We start from the raw sequence: 20,620 nt of genomic DNA, 5'->3' as shown, positions 1-20,620 counted from the left end.
ACAGCAAAAGGAGCTTGGGTCATTGGATCAGTCTTTCCTGTTGAATGTTCAAAGAGAGAGGATCGGCACTCAGGCCGATATGCGCGGCCATGGCTCCGTCCGGCGTCACCGTCAGGCTCAAGATCCCATGCCGCGCGGGGTCCGGTGCGGCGGCAGTGTCGGCCAGATAGGCAGCAGGATCGCCGCCCAGCAGTTCGAAAAGACGGGCAACGCGCGGGCGCAGGTTCGGCCCTCCACCAAACACCTGATCGGCATACAGCAGCACGGAAATCGCCAGCAGCCTGCCATCGGGCCCGTGGGCAAAACTGACCCCGACATCGTGACAGGCCAGACGCTTGTCTGCGGCCCCGGGATTCACCACCTGAAGCAGATCGAACAGGCGCGCCACGGCGCGCACGTCATGGAAACCAGCCTCAAGAAACAGACTGCTCAGCCCGCCGCGCGTGGCAGGCGCCCCACCAAAGTAAAGCTCCGTGACGACCCCACCGTCCCTGTCATCGCTCAGCCCGACCAACCGGGGCGACAGCCCCCTCCAGACGGGGTGGCCAAGGATCTGCAGAAGCTGCGGATCCAGATCGCGCGGCAACTCGACATAGATCTTGGGGGCCACGTCGCCGTCACGCACCCTCAGACCCAACCAGGCGCCAAATTCAAGCCCTGCGGGCGCGGCCCTCTGAAGCGCGACAAATCTTTCGTCGCAGGGCAAGGCAAGCCCGTGGCGCAGCGCCCTGGCATGCACCGCGCCCACACGGGCAAGAACCGGCGTGCCGGGTGACGCGGCCTCCAGCGTGTAGCGCGGTGTGCCCCCATGCGCGGCAAAGCCGATCTCAAGCGGGCTGCCATCTGCGGTCAGGACCGACTTCATGTTGGTGGCGGGCGCAAGGCAATCCGCCACCAACGCTGTCAACTGGCGCCCCGGACCCAGGGGCCGCCCCGGAAACGGGGCAGCGCCGTGGCCGGGGGCGGGCGTGGAAAAGTTCTCTAGCATCGCACCAATCCCCCCTTGCGCCTAATGCAACGCCGGCAGAACGGTGAAAGCGGTGTGCCGGTCGTCGATGGCCTGCATCACCACGCGGTCCTTGCTTTCTCCGTTGGGTGGCAGGATCACCGTTGCCAGATCACCATCGGTCTCCGCCACATGCGTGGTGGCGCCATCGCCCGTAGGATAATAGGCCACCTCGTAGTAATAGGACGGGCTTTGGCCTTCGGGATAAGAGAAGGTAAAGAACTGGTCGGGCGTCGGCAGCCGTGTTCCATCCGTCTGCTTGGGTTGCGCGCCAAACTCGATCGACTGCACCAGATCTTTCTTGTGCTCGATCTCCTGTTCCGCGCAATGACGGCTCAGGGTCTGGTCAGGCAGCACGGTAAAGACGTCCACCTTGACCAGCTGTACCTTGTCCCAATCCACAAGCGTGGCGTCGAACTTGACCGAGAATTGGCGGCGTCCGGGCACAAATTCCAGGAACGACGACCGCCCCGGCAGATACACGTCGCGCACCGGCTGGCTTGGGCTGTCTTTCATGCGGACAAGCCCGTTCAGACGCACATACGAGCCATTGGGGTTGTCCACCGCCAGGATCGAGATGTCCTGAAACGTCGTGTCAGAGGTCTTGAACCGCACCTGCTCACGGAAATTCAGCCCATTGATGTCATCATCATAGGTGGCCGTCAGGATGACCTCGTCGATCTCCGCCTTTTCACCGTCACCACCGCTGTCGCCGGTCACAATGCCATAGGAGACTTCCTGGAACGGATCCTCCAGCAAAACGGTGGTCTTGGCCTTGCCACCACCATTGACGATCGGGGCCATGACATAGGTTGCGCTGCCACCGCCATCCGGCCCGCCGTCGTCGCCTTGCTCATCCTGACCTGCCTTCACCGACGCGTGGTAAGTCAGCCGGTAGTAATAGTCGAAATTCTTCAGATGCAGGGACGTATCGCTTTTGAACTTGGCCGTCTTGGCCTCTTTGGTGATCTCTTCGTATTGATGCACGTTCGGCGCGCCCGCGGGCGTGTTGAACATAAAGTCGATGCCAACCTTGTCGATCACATCGAAATTCAACGCATCGCCGCTGAAATCGACCTTCACCAGCCCAAGATCCGAGAACCCGATCGAGATATTGGTGTCCGTGGTCTTTTCGGGCCCGACCTCAAAGCTCTGCCCGTCGGTCAGCACAACCTTGTAGGTGAATTCATATTCCGGATCGAAGTGACCGCCCCCATCCTTCTGCCCATCAACGTTAAACGCCCACTGGGTGGAGGCATCCGGTTTGAATTCATGGGTTTTCGTGGTGCCGTGATACACTGCCGACAGGTTCACGCTCTCGACCTGGGCGTCCTTCAAATCGCCAAGGATGTTGAAATTGGTGATCAGGCGCCGGAAATCCGCGGTGCTGTAATGCTCACCCCAATTCGAACTGATCTCATTTGCGGGCAGCTGCGTTTGCGGTGAGATCACCCATTCGATCACCTGGTTCTCTTTGTATTCCTTGGAAAACGAGGCCACGTATTTTGCACTCATCTTGTCGGCATTGCCGGGGCCAAGCGTGTTGGCCGCGGTCTCGACCGCCTGATCCACCAGGCCTTCCAGCGCCTTGAACGCCCAGTTTTCGATGCGCCGCTTGAACTCTTCGGACGGGTTTTCGATGTTGTAGTCGATCTCGGTCGATCCGGCCTGCGACGCGTTCAGCGACTGGCGGATCGTGGTCTTGCGGTCCGTGACGGACCCCCACATGTTCTTTTTGACATCGACGGTCTTTTCATACTCAAAGGCCTGGTCAGAGTTGAACGATACCGTCGCCTTCACCGCCTGCAGCTTGGCCAGCGTGGTCACGTCATAGTCGATGCTCAGCCCGGATGTGGCGGGCGCATCCGGCCCGAAATTGGCCTTGAAAAAGTTGACCATCGCCTGGCTTTCCAGGGGAATGATGAACGTCGCCTCATTGGTGCCCGCCATGCTGGGCTCGGCGATATAGACATATTCCTGACCCTCGATGGAAAAGGTCGCCGTCACCGCGCTCGAAATCCAGTCAAGCTGGCCAAAGGTTGCCCCGGGAATGGCCGCGCGCACCGCAGCCAGCGCCTCGGGCGACACGTCAAGGCGCACGGTAAAGGTGCAGGTCGCCATCGCGTCACCGGTTTGCGTGGTGTACTCCACCAGGCTGAACACAGGGATCTCCCGGTCCGCCACCGTGCGCTTGGCAAACAGCGGTTCGGGCACGACGTACCACATGCCGGACTGGGAGAAATCGGGGTAAACCGTGGCAAGCCTGGTGTCGTTGGCGTACCGGACGGTCTTGGCGTCACGGATGTTAATCATGTTCGTCTCCATTTGGATCAATGAGTTTGGGCCACGGCCCTGGAACCTGCGATGCCGCCAAATGTTGAAAGGATCTCGGTCAGCGGTCAGAACCGGCTGACACACACTCAAAACCCAATCGCAGCACGAGAACGGCTGAGACGAAAATGAAGTCTTGGGCCTCACAAGACCTGAAAGTTCTCCGAAACTTCCCCGAAAAGTTCTGAAACCACCGAAACGGCGCGCGCGCTCAAACGCATCCCTGGAACAAACGTCGGCACGCCCCAGGGGCGCCTTGAACGCCTCAATGTGCCGCTCACACGGCACACGCACCCGTCAAAACGGATGCGGGCAGAACAATGACTTAAATGATCATATAAAGTACGCCCGCATGCGGGACATCACCCGCACACGGCCCGCACACAACCCACCCGCAGGTGGACCAGCGCCGCTACCCGTCCAGCTGCGCCATTACTTCGTCACTGGCCTCGAAATTGGTGGTGACGGTCTGCACATCGTCATCATCCTCCAGCGCATCCACCAGCCGCAACAGCTTCTGCATGCCCTCAAGGTCCATCTCGGTCGTCGTGGTCGGGCGCCACACCAGCTTGGTGCTCTCGCTCTCGCCCAACTCGGCTTCCAGCGCGTTGGACACGTCATTCAGATCGGTATCCGCACACCAAATGACATGCCCGTCCTCGGTGCTCTCCACATCCTCGGCCCCGGCCTCGATCGCCGCCATCATCACGGTGTCGGCGTCACCAACCTCAACCGGATAGCTCACAGCCCCCTTCCGGTCGAACATGAACCCCACGCTGCCGGTCTCGCCCAGGTTCCCGCCATTCTTGGTAAAGGTCGAGCGTACGGTCGATGCCGTCCGGTTGCGGTTGTCGGTCATCGCCTCGACAATGACGGCCACGCCATTGGGCCCATAGCCCTCATAGCGGATCTCTTCATAATCCTCGCCCTCACCGGCCACCGACTTCTTGATCGCGCGATCAATATTGTCCTTGGGCATCGACTGCCCCTTGGCCTCTTTCACGGCCAGCCGCAGGCGCGGGTTCTTGTCGGGGTCCGGATCGCCCATCTTGGCGGCAATGGTGATCTCCTTGGACAGCTTGGAAAACAGCTTGGCGCGCAGCTTGTCCTGACGCCCCTTGCGGTGCTGAATATTCGCCCATTTTGAGTGGCCGGCCATGCGCGCCTCCTGTCTCGCAACTTCCGTGGTCCGCGCGTCTATAGGCCATCGGCTACCACAGGGGCAAGGGCACCGCACGCCACGACATCACCGCTTCTTCTCTTTGAAAATACGGCGGGGAGTTTGAGGGGTGGAACCCCTCATCAACAAAAATGAATCGCGTCGCGCAGCGTCCTTTGAATAGGTCCAAACGGGCGCACCCAAAAACAACTGGCCCCGTCACCCCCACATCCCTAACGTGCCCGAATGACGACAGACCAGATCATCCTCTTCGCCCTCTTCGGCGCCGTCTTCGGCCTCCTGCTCTGGGGCAAATTCCGATACGACATCGTCGCCTTCTCGGCACTGATGCTGGGCGTCGTGCTCGGGGTGGTGCCCAGTGACGACGCGTTCTCCGGCTTCGGCCACCCCGCGACACTGGTGGTGGCACTGGTGCTCGTGGTCTCCGCCGGTCTGGTGCGCTCAGGCGCGGTCTTCCTGATCACCCGCACGCTGGTCGACGCCTCCCGTTCTCTCGGCGCGCATATCACGCTGATGGGCGCCATCGGCGGCGTGCTCTCGGCCTTCATGAACAACGTGGCCGCCCTCGCGCTGCTGATGCCCGTGGACATCCAGACGGCACGCAAGGCCGGGCGCTCTCCGGGGCTCAGCCTCATGCCGCTCAGCTTCGCCACCATCCTCGGCGGCATGGTCACACTGATCGGAACCCCACCCAACATCATCATCGCCACCATCCGCGAGGATGCTTTGGGCGAACCCTTCCGCATGTTCGACTTCGCCCCCGTGGGCGGTGTCGCGGCCATCGCGGGGCTGGCCTTCGTGGCCCTCGTCGGCTGGCGGCTCATCCCCGCCCGCGCCGACGCCGACGGCCCGACCGAAGCGCTCTCGGAATATATCGCCGAACTGACACTCCCCGAAGGCTCCAAACAGTCCGGCAAACGGCTGGGCGAGCTGGAAGAGGACGCCGAAAAAGCCGATGTCGCCATCATCGGCCTGATCCGCGACGGCAAGCGGCGCTATGGCCGCGCCCGCAACACGGTGCTGCAGGACGGCGACGCGCTGGTGCTGGAAGCGACCCCAGACGCGCTCGACGAATTCCGCGCCGCCCTCAGCCTGTCGGTCGCCGACGCCAAGCGCGAAGAGAAGTTGAAAGCCGCAGGCGAAGGTGTTGAAATCATAGAAGTCGTGGTCGGTGACCAGTCCCGCCTGATCGGGCGCACCGCACAAAGCGTCGGGCTCAGCTGGCGGCAATCCACGGTGCTCATGGGCATTTCGCGCGGCGGCAAGCGGATCACCAAACAGGTGCGCAAGACCCAGATCCGCGCAGGCGACATCCTGCTGCTGCTGGTGCCGCGCGACACCGGGCAGGACGTGACCCAATGGTTGGGCGGCCTGCCGCTGGCCGAACGCGGGCTGGCGGTGACAGCGGATGACAAGGTGTGGCTCGCCATCGGCCTTTTTGCGGGTGCTGTCGCCGCGGCCAGCGTCGGCCTTCTCTACCTGCCCATCGCGCTCGGGCTCGTGGTCGTGGCCTATGTCCTGTCCAAGATCGTGCCCCTGTCCGAGCTGTACACCCATATCGAATGGCCCGTCGTGGTGCTCCTCGGCTCCATGATCCCGCTGGGCGCCGCGCTGGAAACCTCAGGCGGCACCGAACTCATCGCAGGCTGGCTTGTCACCCTGACCGAGGGCCTGCCCGCATGGGCCGTGCTGACCGTGCTGATGGTTGTGACCATGAGCCTGTCGGACGTGCTGAACAACACGGCAACCACCATCGTGGCCGCCCCGGTGGGCATCCAGATGGCGCAGACCCTTGGGGTCTCCCCCGACCCGTTCCTGATGGCGGTGGCGGTGGCGGCCTCCTCGGCCTTCCTCACGCCCATCGGGCACAAGAACAACACGCTCATCCTCGGCCCCGGCGGCTACCAGTTCGGCGACTACTGGCGCATCGGCCTGCCGCTCGAAGTGATCGTGATCGCCGTGTCGATCCCCGCCATCCTCGTCTTCTGGCCGCTCTGACAGGGCGCCGGCATTTCAGGAAAAGTTCCGGTCCGGTGTCTTCATCAAGAAGACGGCTGACCAAGCGTAAACATTGCGCGCCGCCGATCTGCCCGTCTAACCTGCCCGCCAGGGAGAGAGAGACATCATGGACATACTGATCAACGTGGTGCTGCCACTGTCGCTGGCCATCATCATGCTCAGCCTCGGCGTGGGCCTAACCTTCGCCGATTTCGGCCGCGTTCTGCGCACGCCCAAATCCTTTGCCATCGGGGCCATCGCACAGGTTATCCTGTTGCCCGTGGTCACATACGGGGTCGTCCGTGCCTTCGGTCTCGGCCCGGAAATCGCCGTGGGTTTCATGCTGCTTAGCTTCTGCCCGGGCGGCGTGACCTCCAACATGATCGCGCGGCTGTCCAGGGGCGACGTGGCCCTGTCCGTCTCGCTTACCGCTGTGGTCAGCCTGCTCAGCATCCTCACCGTGCCCGTGCTTGCCGCCTGGTCGGTGGTGCATTTCATGGGCGACGCCGCGCCTGACGTCTCGGTCACCGGCCTCGCCATCTCGGTCTTCATCATCGTGACGCTGCCCGTGCTGATCGGCGTCCTGATCCGCCACTTCGCCACCGATCTCGCCGTCCGGGTCGAGCCGTTCCTGTCCCGCCTCGCCACGCTTCTCTTCATCATCATTGTGGTGGCGGCGCTGGCCGCCAACTGGGACATCTTCATCGCCAATCTCGGCACGCTCGGCCCCGCCCTGATCGTCCTGAACGCCGCCCTCCTCCTCATCGGCCTCGTGCTCGCCCGCGCAGCACGCCTGCCATGGGACCAGGCCAAGACCATCTCGGTCGAAACCGGCATCCAGAACGCCACGCTCGGCATCACGCTGGCCGCCCTGATCGCGGGCCAGGCCGACGGGTTCAGCGCCATGGCCCTGCCCTCGGGCGTCTATGGTATCCTCATGTACATCGTCGCGGCACCCTTCGTCGCATGGTTCCGCAGCCGGTAAGGAGGCCCTCATGGATCAAGCAGACGCCATCGTCGTGGGCGCGGGCCTCGCAGGCCTCGCCGCCGCCGCAGAACTGGGCGACCGGGGCAAGCGCGTGATCATCGTCGACCAGGAACCCCGCAGTTTCCTGGGCGGGCAAGCCTTCTGGTCGCTCGGCGGCCTCTTCATGGTCGACACCCCCGAACAGCGGCGCATGGGCATCCGCGACAGCCGCGAGCTGGCGCTCAACGACTGGATGGGCAGCGCCCAGTTCGACCGGGACGAAGACGCCCTGCCCCGCAAATGGGCCGAGGCCTATATCGACTTCGCCGCCGGAGAAATGCGGCCATGGCTCCACGCCATGGGCCTGCGCTGGTTCCCCATCGTCGGCTGGGCCGAACGGGGCGGCAGCTTTGCTGACGGGCACGGCAACTCCGTGCCGCGCTTCCACCTCACCTGGGGCACCGGCCCCGGCATCATCGAACATTTCGTGCGCCGCTGCGAAGAACACGAACGCGCCGGCCGCATCCACTTCAACTTCCGCCACCAGGTCGACCGCATCGACATGGCAAACGGCACAGCCAAAGGGGTCAGCGGCACCATCCTCGCCGATGACAGCGCCGAACGCGGCCAGAAAACCAACCGCGATCCAGTGGGTGACTTCGCCTTCAACGCCCCCTCCGTCATCGTCACCTCCGGCGGCATCGGCGGCAATTTCGACATGGTGCGCCAGGTCTGGCCCACAGACCGCCTCGGCCCGGCGCCCCAGAAAATGGTCGCAGGCGTCCCCGCCCACGTGGACGGGCGCATGATCGGCATATCGGAGGCCGCAGGCGGCCACGTCATCAACGGCGACCGCATGTGGCACTACACCGAAGGGGTCAAAAACTGGGACCCGATCTGGCCCAGCCACGGCATCCGCATCCTGCCGGGTCCCTCGTCGATGTGGTTCGACGCGACAGGCAACCGGTTCAAGCCGCCAGCGCTCCCCGGCTTCGACAGCATGTCCACCCTGCGCGAGATCCTGGCCACCGGCTACGACTACAGCTGGTTCGTGCTGACACAAAAGGTGATCAAAAAGGAATTTGCCCTCTCCGGCTCCGAACAAAACCCTGACCTCACATCCAAAAAATGGTCCGAGGTGATCAAGCAACGCATCCTGTCGGGAAAGAACGCCACCGGCCCGGTCGAGGCGTTCAAGGAAAAGGGCGAGGATTTCGTCGTGGCAAACGACCTCGCCACGCTCGTGCGCGGCATGAACCAGGTCGCAGGCGGCAATCTGATTGACGAGGCGAAACTGCGCGCCCAGATCGAAGCGCGCGATGCGCAAATCGACAACCCGTTCTCGAAAGACGCGCAGATGATGGCGATCCACGCGGCGCGCAACTACCGCGGCGACAGGCTCCTGCGCACGGCCAAACCGCACAAGTTCCTCGATCCGGCCAACGGTCCGCTCATCGCGGTCAAGCTGCACGTGCTCACGCGCAAGACGCTGGGCGGGCTGCACACCACGCTGGACAGCCGGATGATCGGGGCCGACGGCACGCCCGTGCCCGGCCTTTTCGCGGCAGGCGAGGTCGCAGGCTTCGGCGGCGGCGGCTATCACGGCTACAACGCGCTCGAAGGAACATTTTTGGGCGGCTGCATCTTTTCAGGCCGCAACGCGGGCCGATCAGAAGCCATCGCATAAGGGCCTCCCGGACCCGACACGGCCTCACAAGGCGGCTGCCCCGCGCGTGCGCCTAAACACATGCACATCCCTTCACGCCCCTAAACACGCCGGACCGCCCGGCGGATCGCCAAACGCACGTGCACACCGCTGAACGCACGCGCACGCACCTGAACGCACCGCACGCCACCGTTCACTGCCCGTCAATCTGCACCGGGCGCGGCGCCGCCAGATGCACCGGCGCCTCCCCGAACAGATGCGCAACACCGGCATCGTCAAACAGCGCCCAGCGCGCGGCAATCAACTGGTGGTGCCGCGTCTCACAGCCCCAGGCATCGCGGGTAAACCGCGACCGCCATACCCCTTCGACCCGCAGGGGCAACTGCACCGTATCCACGCCCTCGGCCCGCCATCCCGGCGTCTTTGCCCGCGCGTGAAACAGAAGGGCGCGCAAACGCTGTTCAATCCCCAACGCGTGCCTGTTGCGGCGCCCGGCAAACACAACCTCGATCACCGCACCGTCGGGCAGAAAGCCCCGCACAACCAGGTCCTGGCGGTTGTTGCGGTGCGCCTGCGGAACAAGTCCAACGGTGATCCGGCGTACGGGCGACCGGAACAATCCATTGTCCTCATAGGCGGGCGTGATCAGATGCGCGGGGCGGCGAAGGTCAGGCATGGCGATTGCCGCCATCCCTAGCGCCGATGTGTAAACAATCCCTTACGGATCAAGCGGCAAAATTGTGCACCTCCGGGGCGCCACACACGCAAACGTGCCCGTCGGCGATCCCCATCCGATTCGCATGTCGCAAATGGCAGATTTGCGCCCACGCCCGCCGCGCACCTGTCCGTGTAATTGTTCCGTTGCAAACCGCTCCGTACCGTCGTCGCTACGTCATTTCCAAAACACGGGATATTATACAATGTACGATCTCGACTATTACGAAACGGCACTGATGCTCGACCCCAACTTTGGCGGTCACGGGGGATCCGACAATTTCCTCCAGGATTACTGGGACAGAAACCAACCCGCCCCCGACCCCGCAGACTATCAGCAATGGCAGATTGACGCCGCTGTTGAACTGTTCGAAACCGTCCTGCAGGATCCGCGGATCAACAGCGTGTTGGACGCCTACCAGAACATTCCGGAACCGGCTGAGCATGTGACGAACATGGTGGTGAACCAGACGTCGCAGTGGATGGCGGAAAATGCCGAAGCCGGCGCATATGACGATATCTTCGACCAGTACAATGAAATGTCCGACATGGCCGACGCATGGGAAAGCGCAAATGGCTTCGACGATCCGTTCCTAGACTGGCACAGTTTCGGTGAAACCTCATTCTGGCGCGATGACGGTCCAACTTGGTGGGGGGATGAATACGGGATCTACTGACGACACCCATGCAGTTTCCTGACCACATGACAGCACCCACGCGTGACGCGATCCAGTCGGTCAAGCGTGGGCATTATCCCGATGCCGTCGCAATCCTGCTCTATGGCTCGCAGCTCGATGGCTCCGTTGCTGACAAAAGCGATGTCGACCTCTTTGTGGTGACCCCGCCCGGTGACGAGTTGCACGAACGGCGCCTGATCAGAGATACCCTGCGCATTCAATGCAGCGCCGTGCCGGAAAACGCCCTGACCCATTTGCCCGATCTCAGCCGCCGTGCGGGGCGACCCATCGGCCTTCTCGGCCCGGCCTATGGTCAATTGATTGACGGGAAGCTGCCCGATTTTACCGGGCTGCAAGACGCATACCGCGCCGCGCTGCGCGACGTGAATGCGCAACTGTCCCATGCCACAGAGCACAACCTGCGCGCGGCCCTCGACACGGCCGAGGCGGCGCTGGCCCGCACCGGTCCTGGCCGCACGGCCCTGGCCCTGCGCGCCGTGCCCATGCTGCTCGAAGTGGCTCTGCAGCGCGCCGCAGACGACCATTTCGGCACCCGCAGCCAATACCGCAAACTGGCCGACGCGCATCCCGACATCGTCGACCGCTACGGCACACTCGCCGGGGCCGTATCCCAGGGTGATTTCGCCCCGCTCCGTGCCCTCGTGGCCGACCTGCGCCCGGGCGCAGGTTCGGACGCCCCCAACACCGTCTCCCGCCGCCTGTCGCTCAAGCGCCTGATCGGCGAAGGCCCCCCGCGATAGGTGAACAAAAGGTTAAGACGCCCCTGTAAGCCCTTGATATCCCTTCCCGCGCGCCCCGTCCCACGCTGAGACGGGGCGTGGGTCAAAGCGGCCAGATAAACGGAATGACCGCCGAGGCGAGCAACCCCACACTCAAATTCAAGGGGATCCCGACCTTCATGAAATCGGTAAATTTATACCCGCCCGGCCCATAAACCAGCATGTTGGTCTGGTATCCAATCGGCGTCGCAAAAGAGGCCGACGCCGCCACCATAACCGCCACCACCAGGGGCCGCGGATCAATCCCCAAAGCGGTCGCCAGCCCGATCGCGATGGGCGTCACAACCACAGCCACGGCATTGTTGCTGACCAGCTCCGTCAGCACCGAGGTGAGCAGATAAACCGCCCACACGATCAGAAACGGCGGCAGCACCATCAACCCCGGCGCGACCGCATCCACGATCAGCGCGACCGCCCCCGTCGCCTCAAGCGCGGCCCCGATGGCGAGCATCGAAAAGATCAGCGCCAGCAGGCGCCCGTCCACAAAGGAAAACGCCTCGTCCGCATCAATACAGCGGGTAATCAAAACGGTGGCCACCGCCAGGATCGACAGCATCAGGATCGGCGCCAGCCCAAAGGCGGCCAGCACAACGATCCCCAAAAGGGCCGCCAGCGCGATCGGCGCATGGCCGCGCCGGAATTCCCGCTGCGAGGGCTTCGACACGTCAACCATATCCATATCCGCGGCGAGCCGCTGAATATCCTCCGGCGCGCCCTCGAGCAGCAAGGTGTCGCCGATCTTGACCACCAGATCATCCAGCTGCCGCCCGATATTCTGGTTCCGCCGATGCACCGCCAACGGATAGACCCCATACCGCCGCCGCAGCCGCAGCGCGCCCAAAGACCGCCCGACCATGCGGCAACCGGGCGTGATCAGAACCTCAACCGTGGTCGTCTCAATCGCACCCACCTGGTCGATCCGCTTGAGTTCCTTGTTGCGCTGCAGGCTCAAAAGCTCGGTCATCTGCGTGCGCAGCACCACCCGGTCGCCCACCTGCAACTGAACGCCAGCCATGTTGCGGCGCAAGGATTCATCGCCCCGGATCACATCGACCAGACGCACGCCGTCCCGCTTGAACAGCTGCACCCCGGTTACATCGCGGCCAACCAGGTTCGATTCCGGCGGGATCACGGCTTCGGTAAAGAACTTCATGCGGCTTCGGTCACTGAGCAGGCCCGCCATGCTGTCCCGCTCCGGCAGCAGCATCGGACCAAAGAACCGCAGATAGATCATCCCCCAGATAACCAGAATAATGCCCAGCGGCGTCACCTCAAAGATCGTAAAGGGCGCCATGCCCTGCGCGCGCGCGACACCATCGACCAGCAGGTTGGTCGACGTGCCGATCAGGGTGAGGGTGCCTCCCAGAATAGCGGCATAGCTCAGCGGGATCAGCATCTTCGAGGGGGACAGCCCCATGGTCTTGGCCAATTGAATGATGACCGGGATCATCACCACGACAACGGGGGTATTGGACACGATGGCCGAACTGAGGATGACAAAGGCCATCAGCATGACAACCGCCAACGCCGGATTGCTGCGCGCCTTTCGGTCGGCAAGCCCGGTAAAGGCATCCAGCGCACCCGTGCGCACCAGCGCCCCCATGATGATGAACATGGCCGCAATGGTCCACGGCGCCGGATTTGACAGGACACGCAGCGCATCCTCGTAAGGCAGCGCACCTGTGGCCAGCAGCAACGCTGTTCCGCTGATCGCCACCACCTCGGTCGGGAACAGCTCGCGCAGAAACAGCACGAACATCACGCCCACCACGATGAGGGTGAGGACGGCATTGCCGGTTTGTGAAAGCTCGATCAGCCCCATGGTGCGGCCCCTCAACGTGCGCAGATCAGCGGACACTCTCCCCGAAGGAGGCTGGGTCTTCAACCCGGCTCCTGCGCGGCTGGACCAGAAACATCCCCAAAAGCATCAGGATGAGGGCGATCCAGACCGTGGGTGCATAATCTTCGCTCAGGATCAGCCGGGCCCAGAACACGCCGCACAGCGTCACAAGAAAACTGACCTGCACGGCAAAGACAGGACCCGCCCGCCCCACCAGCCAGACATAGCCCGCATAGACCAGCACATGCGTGGTGGCGCTGAGGACCAGAGCCGTCTCCGGAGACCCCAGCGGCAGGCGCGGCCCAATCCACTGCCCGCTGAACAGCGCAAGCGGCAGGGCGATGACCGCACCCACGATGGAGGCCCCCCACAGCACCTGGATCGCATCCAGGCCCGCGGTGCCCCAGCGCGCCACATAGTTCCCCTCAAACGCATAGAAGAGACCGGAAATGAGCCCGACACACACCCAAAGGATCGGAATGCCGCCGGATATGCTCGCATTGGGCAGCACGATCAGCATCACAGCCGCCAGGCCCACACAGATCCCCCCGAACCGGCGCCATTCAAACCGGTCCAGGCCCAGCGACAGCGCAATGGGAAAGGCCCAGATCGGGATCATGCTCAGCAGGATCGACATGATGCCCGAGGGCAGATGCACCGCCGCCTGATAGCTTGCCGAATTCGGCAGAACCGACCCGATCAGCGCGATGATGACATAAACGCGCAACTGCGCCCGCCGCAGGGGCAGGCGAACACGGCGCACAGCCGCAATGACGCTCATCACCACCGCACCGATGGCCAATTGCCAAAAGAGAAGCCCGAAATGCTGATACCCTGTGCTGACGGCGATCTTGGTCAGGGGCATGGTCAGCCCCCACCCGGCCCCCAACAGGATCAGGACAGCGGTAAAGCCCAGCGCCATGCGCCGTGTCATGGGCCACTGGCCTTCAGCAGACCACCGTCGCGCACCATCTCGATCCGCGTCGCACGGCCATCATCGCCCGTCTCGACATAGACCCCCGACAGCGTCGCAGGGCCAAGGGCGGGGGCAAAACGCTCCTTCGGCATACCGGTGATGAAGCGGCGCAGGGGCTCGTCCCGCTGCATCCCGATGACCGAGTTGTAGTCGCCGCACATCCCTGCGTCCGTCAGATAGGCACAGCCCTTTGACAGGATCATCGCATCGGCCGTCGGCACATGCGTATGGGTGCCGACCATCAGGCTCGCCCGCCCGTCGCACCAATGGCCCATGGCCATCTTCTCGGACGTCGCCTCGCAATGAAAGTCCACCATAATAGCGTCGGCCTGCCCGCCCAGCGGATGGGTCCGGAACACCGTCTCGAGTGCCGAAAACGGATCGTCAAAGGGCCGCTTCATGAACACCTGACCCAGAGCCTGCGCCACAAGCACCTTTTTGCCGTTCCGGGCCGTGAACAACCGCGCGCCCTTGCCGGGCGCCGCCTTGGAAAAGTTCAGGGGCCGGATGATGCGCGGCTCCTGCTCGATAAAGCCCAGCATGTCCTTCTGATCGAAGGCATGATCGCCAAGGGTCACGCAATCCGCCCCCGCATCCAGCAGCACCCTTGCATGCGCGCCCGACAGCCCCATGCCCGAGGTCGCATTCTCCCCGTTGACCACGACGAAATCGAGGTCCCAATCGGTGCGCATACGCGGCAGATGGTCGGCGATCGCCTGACGGCCCGCACGGCCCATGACGTCACCCAGAAAAAGCAATCTCATACCCGCCCATATGCCGCGACGGACCGCAACGGCAAGCGAAATACGCCAGTCCGTATTCCTTCTCTGGTTCCAAGAAATCCCGGGGACGGCCGCAGGCCGGGGGGCTGGCCCCCTCAGACCTCGATGACCTCCGCATCGGTCACAATCATGTCGAGCGGCTGGTCGGTCGGCTCGATGGGCATGTCCGGCACCTCCTGCGCACCGTAGGCAAAGCCGATGGCCAGCGTCGCGCGCCGGGCGCGCAAAATGTCGAGCGTGCGGTCGTAAAACCCCCCGCCATAGCCCAACCGCGCGCCCGAACGGGTAAAGGCCACGAGGGGCACGATGACAATCTCCGGCTCCATCAGCTCTTCGACCGCGGGCACCCGCGCGCCAAAGGGGCCTTCGGTCATCTCCGCATCTGGCGTCCAGCGGGAAAACACCAGCGGCTGCCCTTCGGCCCGGATCACGGGCACGCCCACGGGCCCGTGGGCTGCCGCCTCGGCCATGGCGGGTAGCGGATCAATCTCCGACCGGATGGGCATGTAGCCGGACAGCGGCACGCCGCGGTAGCCTGCCAGAACGGATGACAAGAGGCCCGACGCGCCACCCGCATCCAGATCAAACGCGGCCTTGCGCGCACGGAATGCGGCCTTGCGGATCGCAGCCTTGTCCTCGCTCACCCCCATGCGCGGACCCGTTCGGGACGGTGGGCGGGGCGGCTTTGCGCGCCAGCGCAAACAGCGTCCGCCCCCGTCACAGCAGCACCAGGGCAGCGAGGCCAAGAAAGGCAAAGAACCCGACCACATCCGTCACCGTCGTCACAAACGCACCCGAGGCCAGCGCCGGGTCGATCCCGATCCGGTCCAGCACGATGGGAATGCCCGTGCCCGCCAGCCCCGCAACCACCATGTTCACGACCATGGCCGCCGCGATCACATAGCCCAACGCGGGCGAGCCGAACCAAAGGATGCCGACAATGCCCATCACGACGGCAAAGACGACGCCGTTGATCAGCCCGACAAGAACCTCGCGCCGGATCACGCGCCAGACATTGGCGCCGGTCAGGTCCTTGGTGGCCAGCGCGCGTGTCGCCACGGTCAGCGACTGCGTGCCTGCATTTCCGCCCATGGACGCCACGATGGGCATCAAAACGGCCAGGGCCACGATCTGTGCGATGGCCGCCTCGAACTGGGCGATCACCAAAGAGGCCAGGATCGACGTCACAAGGTTCACCGCCAACCAAGGGATCCGCCGCTTCGTCGTCTCGCGCACGCTGTCCGACAGGGCCGATTCCTCACCCACACCGGCCAGACGCAGGATGTCCTCCTCGTGCTCCTCGTCCAGCACGGCCATGGCGTCATCAATCGTGATCAGGCCGATCAACCGTCCCTCGTCATCGACAACGGGGGCAGAAATCAGGTGATACTGGTTGAACGCATAGGCCACGTCGCTTTCGTCCTGGCTGGCGGGAATGACCTGAAACGTCTCCTCGACCAGATCGGCCAGCGGCACCTCGCGGCGCGAGCGCATGAGCTTGCCCAGGGTGATGTTGCCCACCGGATGCAGGCGCGGATCGACCAGCACAATGTGGTAGAACTGGGTGGGCAACTCGTCCTCGGTCGCGTTGCGCAGCCGGTCGATGGCCTCGCCCACGGTCCAGTGTTCGGGCGCCATGACCACTTCGCGCTGCATGAGACGCCCGGCAGAATATTCGGGAAAGGCCAGCGATTGCTCGACCAGCGCACGGTCCGTGTCTTCCAGCGCCTCCAGGATCTTTTCCTGCTGCGCGTCGTCCAGATCCTCGATCAGGTCGACCACGTCGTCACTGTCCAGATCCCGCACCGCCTCGGCCAGCACGGCGGGCTTGAGGACGGCAATCACCTCTTCCCGGATCGACTCGTCCAGTTCCGACAGGATGTCGCCGTCAAACTCGCGGTCATACAGCCGGATCAGGCGCGACCGGTCAAAGGCGTTGATCTGTTCCAGCAGGTCGGCAATATCGGCCGCGTGCAGCGGTTCCATCAACTTGGTCAGCTGATCGCGGTCTTCGATATCGACGGCATAGAGGATCGCAGAGACGTCTTTGCGCTCAAGGACATAAGCGTTTTCGTCCTGGCCGGGATCGGGCACGTCCGTCTGATCTGACATGGCCTGCATCTCCCTTCCATCGCGTCTGGCCAGACCATAGGGCGCGCCCCTTGGGCTGACAATGGGCCGCATTTCGCTTTGCGCAGGTGCACGCGCCCCGGCATAAGGCGGGCATGACGACTGCCCAGCTTTTGACCGGCCATGTGCTGACCTTCACCGACGATCCGTTTGTGGTCCCCTGGGCCGAGGCCGTGCGGATCGAGCAAAACGGCGCCGTGCTGGTGCAGGACGGTCGCATCGTCGCCACCGGCGCGGATGCCATGGCCAAAGGCGCGCACGCCACCCGCCACGACCATCCCGGCCACCTGATCTGCCCCGGCTTTGTGGATGCGCACGCCCACTATCCCCAGACGGCCATCATCGCGTCCTGGGGCAAGCGGCTGATCGACTGGCTGAACACCTATACCTTCCCCGAAGAGATGCGCTTTGGCGATCCGGCCTACGCCGAGGCGACGGCGGACACCTATCTCGACCTGCTCCTGGATCACGGCACCACCTCCGTCGCCAGCTTCTGCACCATCCATCCCACCAGCGTGGACGCCCTGTTCACCGCCGCTGCCACCCGCAACATGGCCGTGGTCGCGGGCAAGACCTGCATGGACCGCAACGCGCCGGACGGCCTGCGCGACACCGCCCAATCCGCCTATGACGACAGCAAGGCGCTGTTGGAACGCTGGCACGGCACAGGCCGCGCGCGCTATGCCATCACGCCCCGCTTCTCCCCCACCTCGACCGAAGACCAACTGGCCGCCCTCGGGGCGCTTTGGGCCGAACACCCCGACGCGCTGATGCAGACCCACTTGAGCGAACAGGTGGACGAAATCGCATGGGTCCGCGACCTCTACCCCCGGGCGCGCGACTATCTCGACACGTATGAGGCACACGGGCTGCTGGGCGCACGCGGCCTCTATGGCCACGCCATCCACCTCGCGCCGCGCGAGGTGGACCGCCTGCGCGAGGTTGGCGCGGGGCTCGTGCATTGCCCCACCTCGAACACCTTCATCGGTTCGGGCCTCTTCGACCTGATGGGCCTGACATCGCAAGGGCTGCGCGCGGGGCTTGCCACGGACACCGGGGGTGGTTCCTCTTTTTCCATGCTCCGCTCCATGGCCGCCGCCTATGAGATCGCGCAACTCAGGGGCGTGGCCGTGCACGCCTCACAGCTCCTCTGGCTCGCCACCGCAGGATCGGCCCGCGTGCTGCATATGGACACCGAGATCGGTCAGATCGCGCCGGGCCTTGCCGCGGACCTGTGCGTGCTCGACCTCGCCTCGACCCCGGCCATCGCGCAACGGCATGCGCGGGCAAATGACATCTGGGACGCCGTCTTTCCCACCATCATGATGGGCGACGACCGGGCCATTGCGGATGTCTGGGTCGCAGGCGCGCGGCGCTAGCCGTCCATCAACCCCTGCGCCAGCGCCGCCTGTTTGCGCAGCGCCGCTTCCAAATCAAACGTGATGACGTGACCATCCCGCACAACCTGCCGCCCCTCGACAAAGAGGTCGCGCACGGTTGTCGGGCCCGCCAGCAACACCGCCGCCGGATCCCAACTGCCCGCCGCCTCGATCCCGCTCACATCCCAGATGGCGACATCCGCACGCGCACCCACGGACAGGCGCCCACAGTCCGGGCGGCCCAGAATGTCCGCCCCGCCGCGCGTGGCCATCTCCAACGCCTCTTGCGCGCTCATGGCGTCAGCCCCCTGCGCCACGCGCTGCAACAACATCGCTTGCCGGGCCTCTGCCACCAGGTTGCCCGCATCGTTGCTGGCCGATCCATCCACGCCCAAGCCCACCGGCACACCCGCATCCCGCATTGCGCGCACCGGTGCGATGCCGGAGCCGAGACGGCAATTCGAACACGGGCAATGCGCCACGCCAGTGCGCGTCCGGGCAAAAAGATCAATCTCTGACGGATCCAGCTTCACGCAATGGGCGTGCCAGACATCACGGCCAACCCAGCCCAGATCCTCGGCATACTGACCGGGGCGGCAGCCGAACTGATCCAGAGAATACGCGATATCCTCGGCATTCTCGGCCAGATGCGTGTGCATCATCACACCCTTGTCCCGCGCCAGCAGCGCCGCATCGCGCATCAACCCACGGCTGACAGAAAACGGCGAACAGGGCGCCACGCCCACCTGGCACATCGACCCCGGCGACGGGTCGTGAAACGCGTCGATGACGCGCACCATGTCGGACAGAATGGCCGCTTCATCCTCGACCAGCGCATCGGGGGCAGGCCACCGGCGCTTTCACCAATACTCATGGCGCCTCGGGTCGGATGAAAGCGCAGCCCGACCTCGACAGCCGCCGCAATCGTATCCTCAAGCCGCGCGCCATTAGGGTAGAGATAGAGGTGATCGGACGACAGCGTGCACCCGGACAAGGCCAGCTCCGCCAACCCGATCTGAGCGGAAATATACATATGCTCCGGCGTAAAACGCGCCCAGATCGGATAAAGCGTCTGCAACCATCCAAACAGCAGCGCATCCTGCGCAGCAGGCACCGCGCGCGTCAGCGTCTGATAGAGATGATGATGTGTGTTGACGAGGCCGGGGGTCACGACGCACCTCTGCGCATCGACCACCTCGCCCACGGTGGTCAGGCCCTGCCCAAGCGCAACCACCTGCCCGTCCCACAGCAAGATGTCGGCATCCCGCAACACGCGCCTGTCGTCATCCATGCTCACCACATGAGACGCGCCGCGGATCAGGGTTTCGGTCAAACGAAACCTGCCAAAATATCCAGTGCCGCGCGATGCACATCCGGATGCGAGGCGGCGACCGCGCGACCGCCCTCGTGCACCGGCTGACCGGACCAGTCGGTCACAACACCGCCCGCCGCCTCGATCAGGCCAATGGGCGCTTGAATGTCATAGCTGTTGAGCCCCGCCTCGATCACCAGATCAATCTGACCCGCAGCCAGCAGCGCATAGGCATAGCAATCCATCCCGTAGCGCACCAGCTTGACTTGGTCCGCCACGGCCTCGAACCCCGCGCGCTCGGCCGCCGTACCAATCTCGGGGAATGTGGTGAAAAGCACAGCGTCCGACAGGCGGCGCGGGGCGCGCGTTGCAATCGGGCCCTCGCCCCGCGGCCCCTTCAGCCAGGCCGATCCGTCCGCGCCCCAAAACCGCTCGCCAATATAGGGTTGGTCAATCATGCCAAGGGCCGGGCCTTTTTCGTCCCCGACCGCGATCAGAACACCCCATGTGGGCGTGCCCGCCACAAAGCCACGCGTCCCGTCAATGGGATCCAGCACCCAGGTCAGCCCGTTTTGCCCGGACTGCGCGCCAAACTCCTCACCCAGAATGGCGTCCATGGGCCGCTTGTCCGCCAACACGGCGCGCATCGCCTGTTCCGCGGCGCGATCGGCGACAGTGACGGGGTCATACCCGCCCGCATCCTTGTTTTCGGTGCCCAGGTCGGTGCTGCGGAAATGCGGCAGGATCGCAGATGACGCAGCATCCGCCATCGTATGTGCCACATCTGTCAGTTCGGGAAGAAGCTGTTTCATGGAAACCGGGTGCCAGAGTGACCCGGTCAGCGCAAGAACAGACTTGATTT

At 64.0% G+C, this 20,620-nt stretch carries 16 protein-coding genes and 1 pseudogene; 6 read left to right on the top strand and 11 right to left on the bottom strand.

The window, feature by feature from the left end; translation table 11 throughout:
• Positions 1 to 19: 19 nt before the first annotated feature.
• The 3 genes from BWR18_RS04095 to BWR18_RS04085 all read right to left on the bottom strand — a co-directional run bounded on the left by BWR18_RS04095 (position 20) and on the right by BWR18_RS04085 (position 4,496).
• The gene (locus BWR18_RS04095; protein WP_076626828.1) at positions 20 to 988 is read right to left on the bottom strand and encodes a hypothetical protein; all 969 of its coding nucleotides are present in this window, start codon (positions 986 to 988) and stop codon (positions 20 to 22) included.
• A 21-nt stretch (positions 989 to 1,009) separates the two neighbouring features.
• Positions 1,010 to 3,319 carry a hypothetical protein gene (locus tag BWR18_RS04090; RefSeq protein ID WP_157598646.1) on the bottom strand — a complete coding sequence of 770 codons (2,310 nt, stop codon included), beginning with the start codon at positions 3,317 to 3,319 and terminating at the stop codon, positions 1,010 to 1,012.
• Positions 3,320 to 3,749: 430 nt separating this feature from the next.
• Entirely contained in the window at positions 3,750 to 4,496 is a 747-nt protein-coding gene (locus tag BWR18_RS04085) for a YebC/PmpR family DNA-binding transcriptional regulator (RefSeq protein ID WP_076626826.1), read from the bottom strand.
• Between the two features lie 246 nt (positions 4,497 to 4,742).
• On the opposite strand from BWR18_RS04085, the gene BWR18_RS04080 reads away from it, so the two are divergent.
• The 3 genes from BWR18_RS04080 (at position 4,743) to BWR18_RS04070 (ending at position 9,169) form a co-directional block, all read left to right on the top strand.
• Positions 4,743 to 6,515 (top strand): SLC13 family permease, encoded by a 1,773-nt coding sequence (locus tag BWR18_RS04080; protein ID WP_076626825.1) that lies wholly within the window; start codon positions 4,743 to 4,745, stop codon positions 6,513 to 6,515.
• 127 nt (positions 6,516 to 6,642) lie between these two features.
• On the top strand, positions 6,643 to 7,500 hold the full coding sequence (locus BWR18_RS04075) for a bile acid:sodium symporter family protein (protein ID WP_076626824.1): 858 nt from the start codon (positions 6,643 to 6,645) through the stop codon (positions 7,498 to 7,500).
• Positions 7,501 to 7,510: 10 nt separating this feature from the next.
• The gene (locus BWR18_RS04070) at positions 7,511 to 9,169 is read left to right on the top strand and encodes an FAD-binding dehydrogenase (protein ID WP_076626823.1); all 1,659 of its coding nucleotides are present in this window, start codon (positions 7,511 to 7,513) and stop codon (positions 9,167 to 9,169) included.
• A 172-nt stretch (positions 9,170 to 9,341) separates the two neighbouring features.
• On the opposite strand, the gene BWR18_RS04065 is transcribed toward BWR18_RS04070, so the two are convergent.
• Positions 9,342 to 9,824 carry a hypothetical protein gene (locus BWR18_RS04065; protein ID WP_157598645.1) on the bottom strand — a complete coding sequence of 161 codons (483 nt, stop codon included), beginning with the start codon at positions 9,822 to 9,824 and terminating at the stop codon, positions 9,342 to 9,344.
• Positions 9,825 to 10,068: 244 nt separating this feature from the next.
• On the opposite strand from BWR18_RS04065, the gene BWR18_RS04060 reads away from it, so the two are divergent.
• Complete coding sequence (locus BWR18_RS04060) at positions 10,069 to 10,539, top strand: hypothetical protein (RefSeq protein ID WP_076626821.1); 471 nt, start codon at positions 10,069 to 10,071, stop codon at positions 10,537 to 10,539.
• Between the two features lie 26 nt (positions 10,540 to 10,565).
• Entirely contained in the window at positions 10,566 to 11,300 is a 735-nt protein-coding gene (locus BWR18_RS04055) for a nucleotidyltransferase domain-containing protein (protein ID WP_157598644.1), read from the top strand.
• An 82-nt stretch (positions 11,301 to 11,382) separates the two neighbouring features.
• Here the strand turns inward: BWR18_RS04055 and BWR18_RS04050 are convergent, their stop codons facing one another.
• From BWR18_RS04050 to mgtE, 5 genes are all read right to left on the bottom strand, one after another.
• Positions 11,383 to 13,161 (bottom strand): SLC13 family permease, encoded by a 1,779-nt coding sequence (locus tag BWR18_RS04050; protein WP_076626819.1) that lies wholly within the window; start codon positions 13,159 to 13,161, stop codon positions 11,383 to 11,385.
• Positions 13,162 to 13,186: 25 nt separating this feature from the next.
• Positions 13,187 to 14,113 carry a DMT family transporter gene (locus BWR18_RS04045; RefSeq protein ID WP_076626818.1) on the bottom strand — a complete coding sequence of 309 codons (927 nt, stop codon included), beginning with the start codon at positions 14,111 to 14,113 and terminating at the stop codon, positions 13,187 to 13,189.
• The gene (locus BWR18_RS04040) at positions 14,110 to 14,919 is read right to left on the bottom strand and encodes a TIGR00282 family metallophosphoesterase (protein WP_076626817.1); all 810 of its coding nucleotides are present in this window, start codon (positions 14,917 to 14,919) and stop codon (positions 14,110 to 14,112) included. The genes BWR18_RS04045 and BWR18_RS04040 overlap by 4 nt, the downstream gene beginning before the upstream one ends.
• A gap of 113 nt (positions 14,920 to 15,032) precedes the next feature.
• Entirely contained in the window at positions 15,033 to 15,587 is a 555-nt protein-coding gene (locus BWR18_RS04035) for a 5-formyltetrahydrofolate cyclo-ligase (RefSeq protein ID WP_076626816.1), read from the bottom strand.
• Between the two features lie 67 nt (positions 15,588 to 15,654).
• Entirely contained in the window at positions 15,655 to 17,049 is a 1,395-nt protein-coding gene (gene mgtE, locus BWR18_RS04030) for a magnesium transporter (protein WP_076630110.1), read from the bottom strand.
• Between the two features lie 113 nt (positions 17,050 to 17,162).
• Here mgtE and guaD point away from each other — a divergent pair, with 113 nt between their 5' ends.
• Positions 17,163 to 18,446, top strand: coding sequence for a guanine deaminase (guaD, locus tag BWR18_RS04025; protein WP_076626815.1), 1,284 nt, complete (start codon positions 17,163 to 17,165; stop codon positions 18,444 to 18,446).
• Here the strand turns inward: guaD and BWR18_RS04020 are convergent.
• Positions 18,443 to 19,779: pseudogene (locus BWR18_RS04020) on the bottom strand (8-oxoguanine deaminase). The gene guaD and the pseudogene BWR18_RS04020 overlap by 4 nt on opposite strands.
• Positions 19,776 to 20,570 carry a histidinol-phosphatase gene (gene hisN / locus BWR18_RS04015; protein ID WP_076626814.1) on the bottom strand — a complete coding sequence of 265 codons (795 nt, stop codon included), beginning with the start codon at positions 20,568 to 20,570 and terminating at the stop codon, positions 19,776 to 19,778. The pseudogene BWR18_RS04020 and the gene hisN overlap by 4 nt, the downstream one beginning before the upstream one ends.
• Positions 20,571 to 20,620: the final 50 nt, after the last annotated feature.

Source organism: Tateyamaria omphalii, assembly GCF_001969365.1.
Taxonomy (GTDB): domain Bacteria; phylum Pseudomonadota; class Alphaproteobacteria; order Rhodobacterales; family Rhodobacteraceae; genus Tateyamaria; species Tateyamaria omphalii_A.
Note: the sequence above shows the minus strand (reverse complement) of the source record. Positions and strands in the feature narration are given on the sequence as shown.

Excerpts from the sequence above, each read along its gene's own strand:
- guaD (WP_076626815.1), top strand. The coding sequence starts at position 17,163 with ATGACGACTGCCCAGCTTTTGACCGGCCATGTGCTGACCTTCACCGAC.
- BWR18_RS04050 (WP_076626819.1), bottom strand. The coding sequence starts at position 13,161 with ATGGGGCTGATCGAGCTTTCACAAACCGGCAATGCCGTCCTCACCCTC.
- BWR18_RS04095 (WP_076626828.1), bottom strand. The coding sequence starts at position 988 with ATGCTAGAGAACTTTTCCACGCCCGCCCCCGGCCACGGCGCTGCCCCG.
- BWR18_RS04035 (WP_076626816.1), bottom strand. The coding sequence starts at position 15,587 with ATGGGGGTGAGCGAGGACAAGGCTGCGATCCGCAAGGCCGCATTCCGT.
- BWR18_RS04085 (WP_076626826.1), bottom strand. The coding sequence starts at position 4,496 with ATGGCCGGCCACTCAAAATGGGCGAATATTCAGCACCGCAAGGGGCGT.
- BWR18_RS04045 (WP_076626818.1), bottom strand. The coding sequence starts at position 14,113 with ATGACACGGCGCATGGCGCTGGGCTTTACCGCTGTCCTGATCCTGTTG.
- BWR18_RS04080 (WP_076626825.1), top strand. The coding sequence starts at position 4,743 with ATGACGACAGACCAGATCATCCTCTTCGCCCTCTTCGGCGCCGTCTTC.
- BWR18_RS04090 (WP_157598646.1), bottom strand. The coding sequence starts at position 3,319 with ATGATTAACATCCGTGACGCCAAGACCGTCCGGTACGCCAACGACACC.
- BWR18_RS04075 (WP_076626824.1), top strand. The coding sequence starts at position 6,643 with ATGGACATACTGATCAACGTGGTGCTGCCACTGTCGCTGGCCATCATC.
- BWR18_RS04060 (WP_076626821.1), top strand. The coding sequence starts at position 10,069 with ATGTACGATCTCGACTATTACGAAACGGCACTGATGCTCGACCCCAAC.
- mgtE (WP_076630110.1), bottom strand. The coding sequence starts at position 17,049 with ATGTCAGATCAGACGGACGTGCCCGATCCCGGCCAGGACGAAAACGCT.
- BWR18_RS04040 (WP_076626817.1), bottom strand. The coding sequence starts at position 14,919 with ATGAGATTGCTTTTTCTGGGTGACGTCATGGGCCGTGCGGGCCGTCAG.
- BWR18_RS04065 (WP_157598645.1), bottom strand. The coding sequence starts at position 9,824 with ATGCCTGACCTTCGCCGCCCCGCGCATCTGATCACGCCCGCCTATGAG.
- hisN (WP_076626814.1), bottom strand. The coding sequence starts at position 20,570 with ATGAAACAGCTTCTTCCCGAACTGACAGATGTGGCACATACGATGGCG.
- BWR18_RS04070 (WP_076626823.1), top strand. The coding sequence starts at position 7,511 with ATGGATCAAGCAGACGCCATCGTCGTGGGCGCGGGCCTCGCAGGCCTC.
- BWR18_RS04055 (WP_157598644.1), top strand. The coding sequence starts at position 10,566 with ATGACAGCACCCACGCGTGACGCGATCCAGTCGGTCAAGCGTGGGCAT.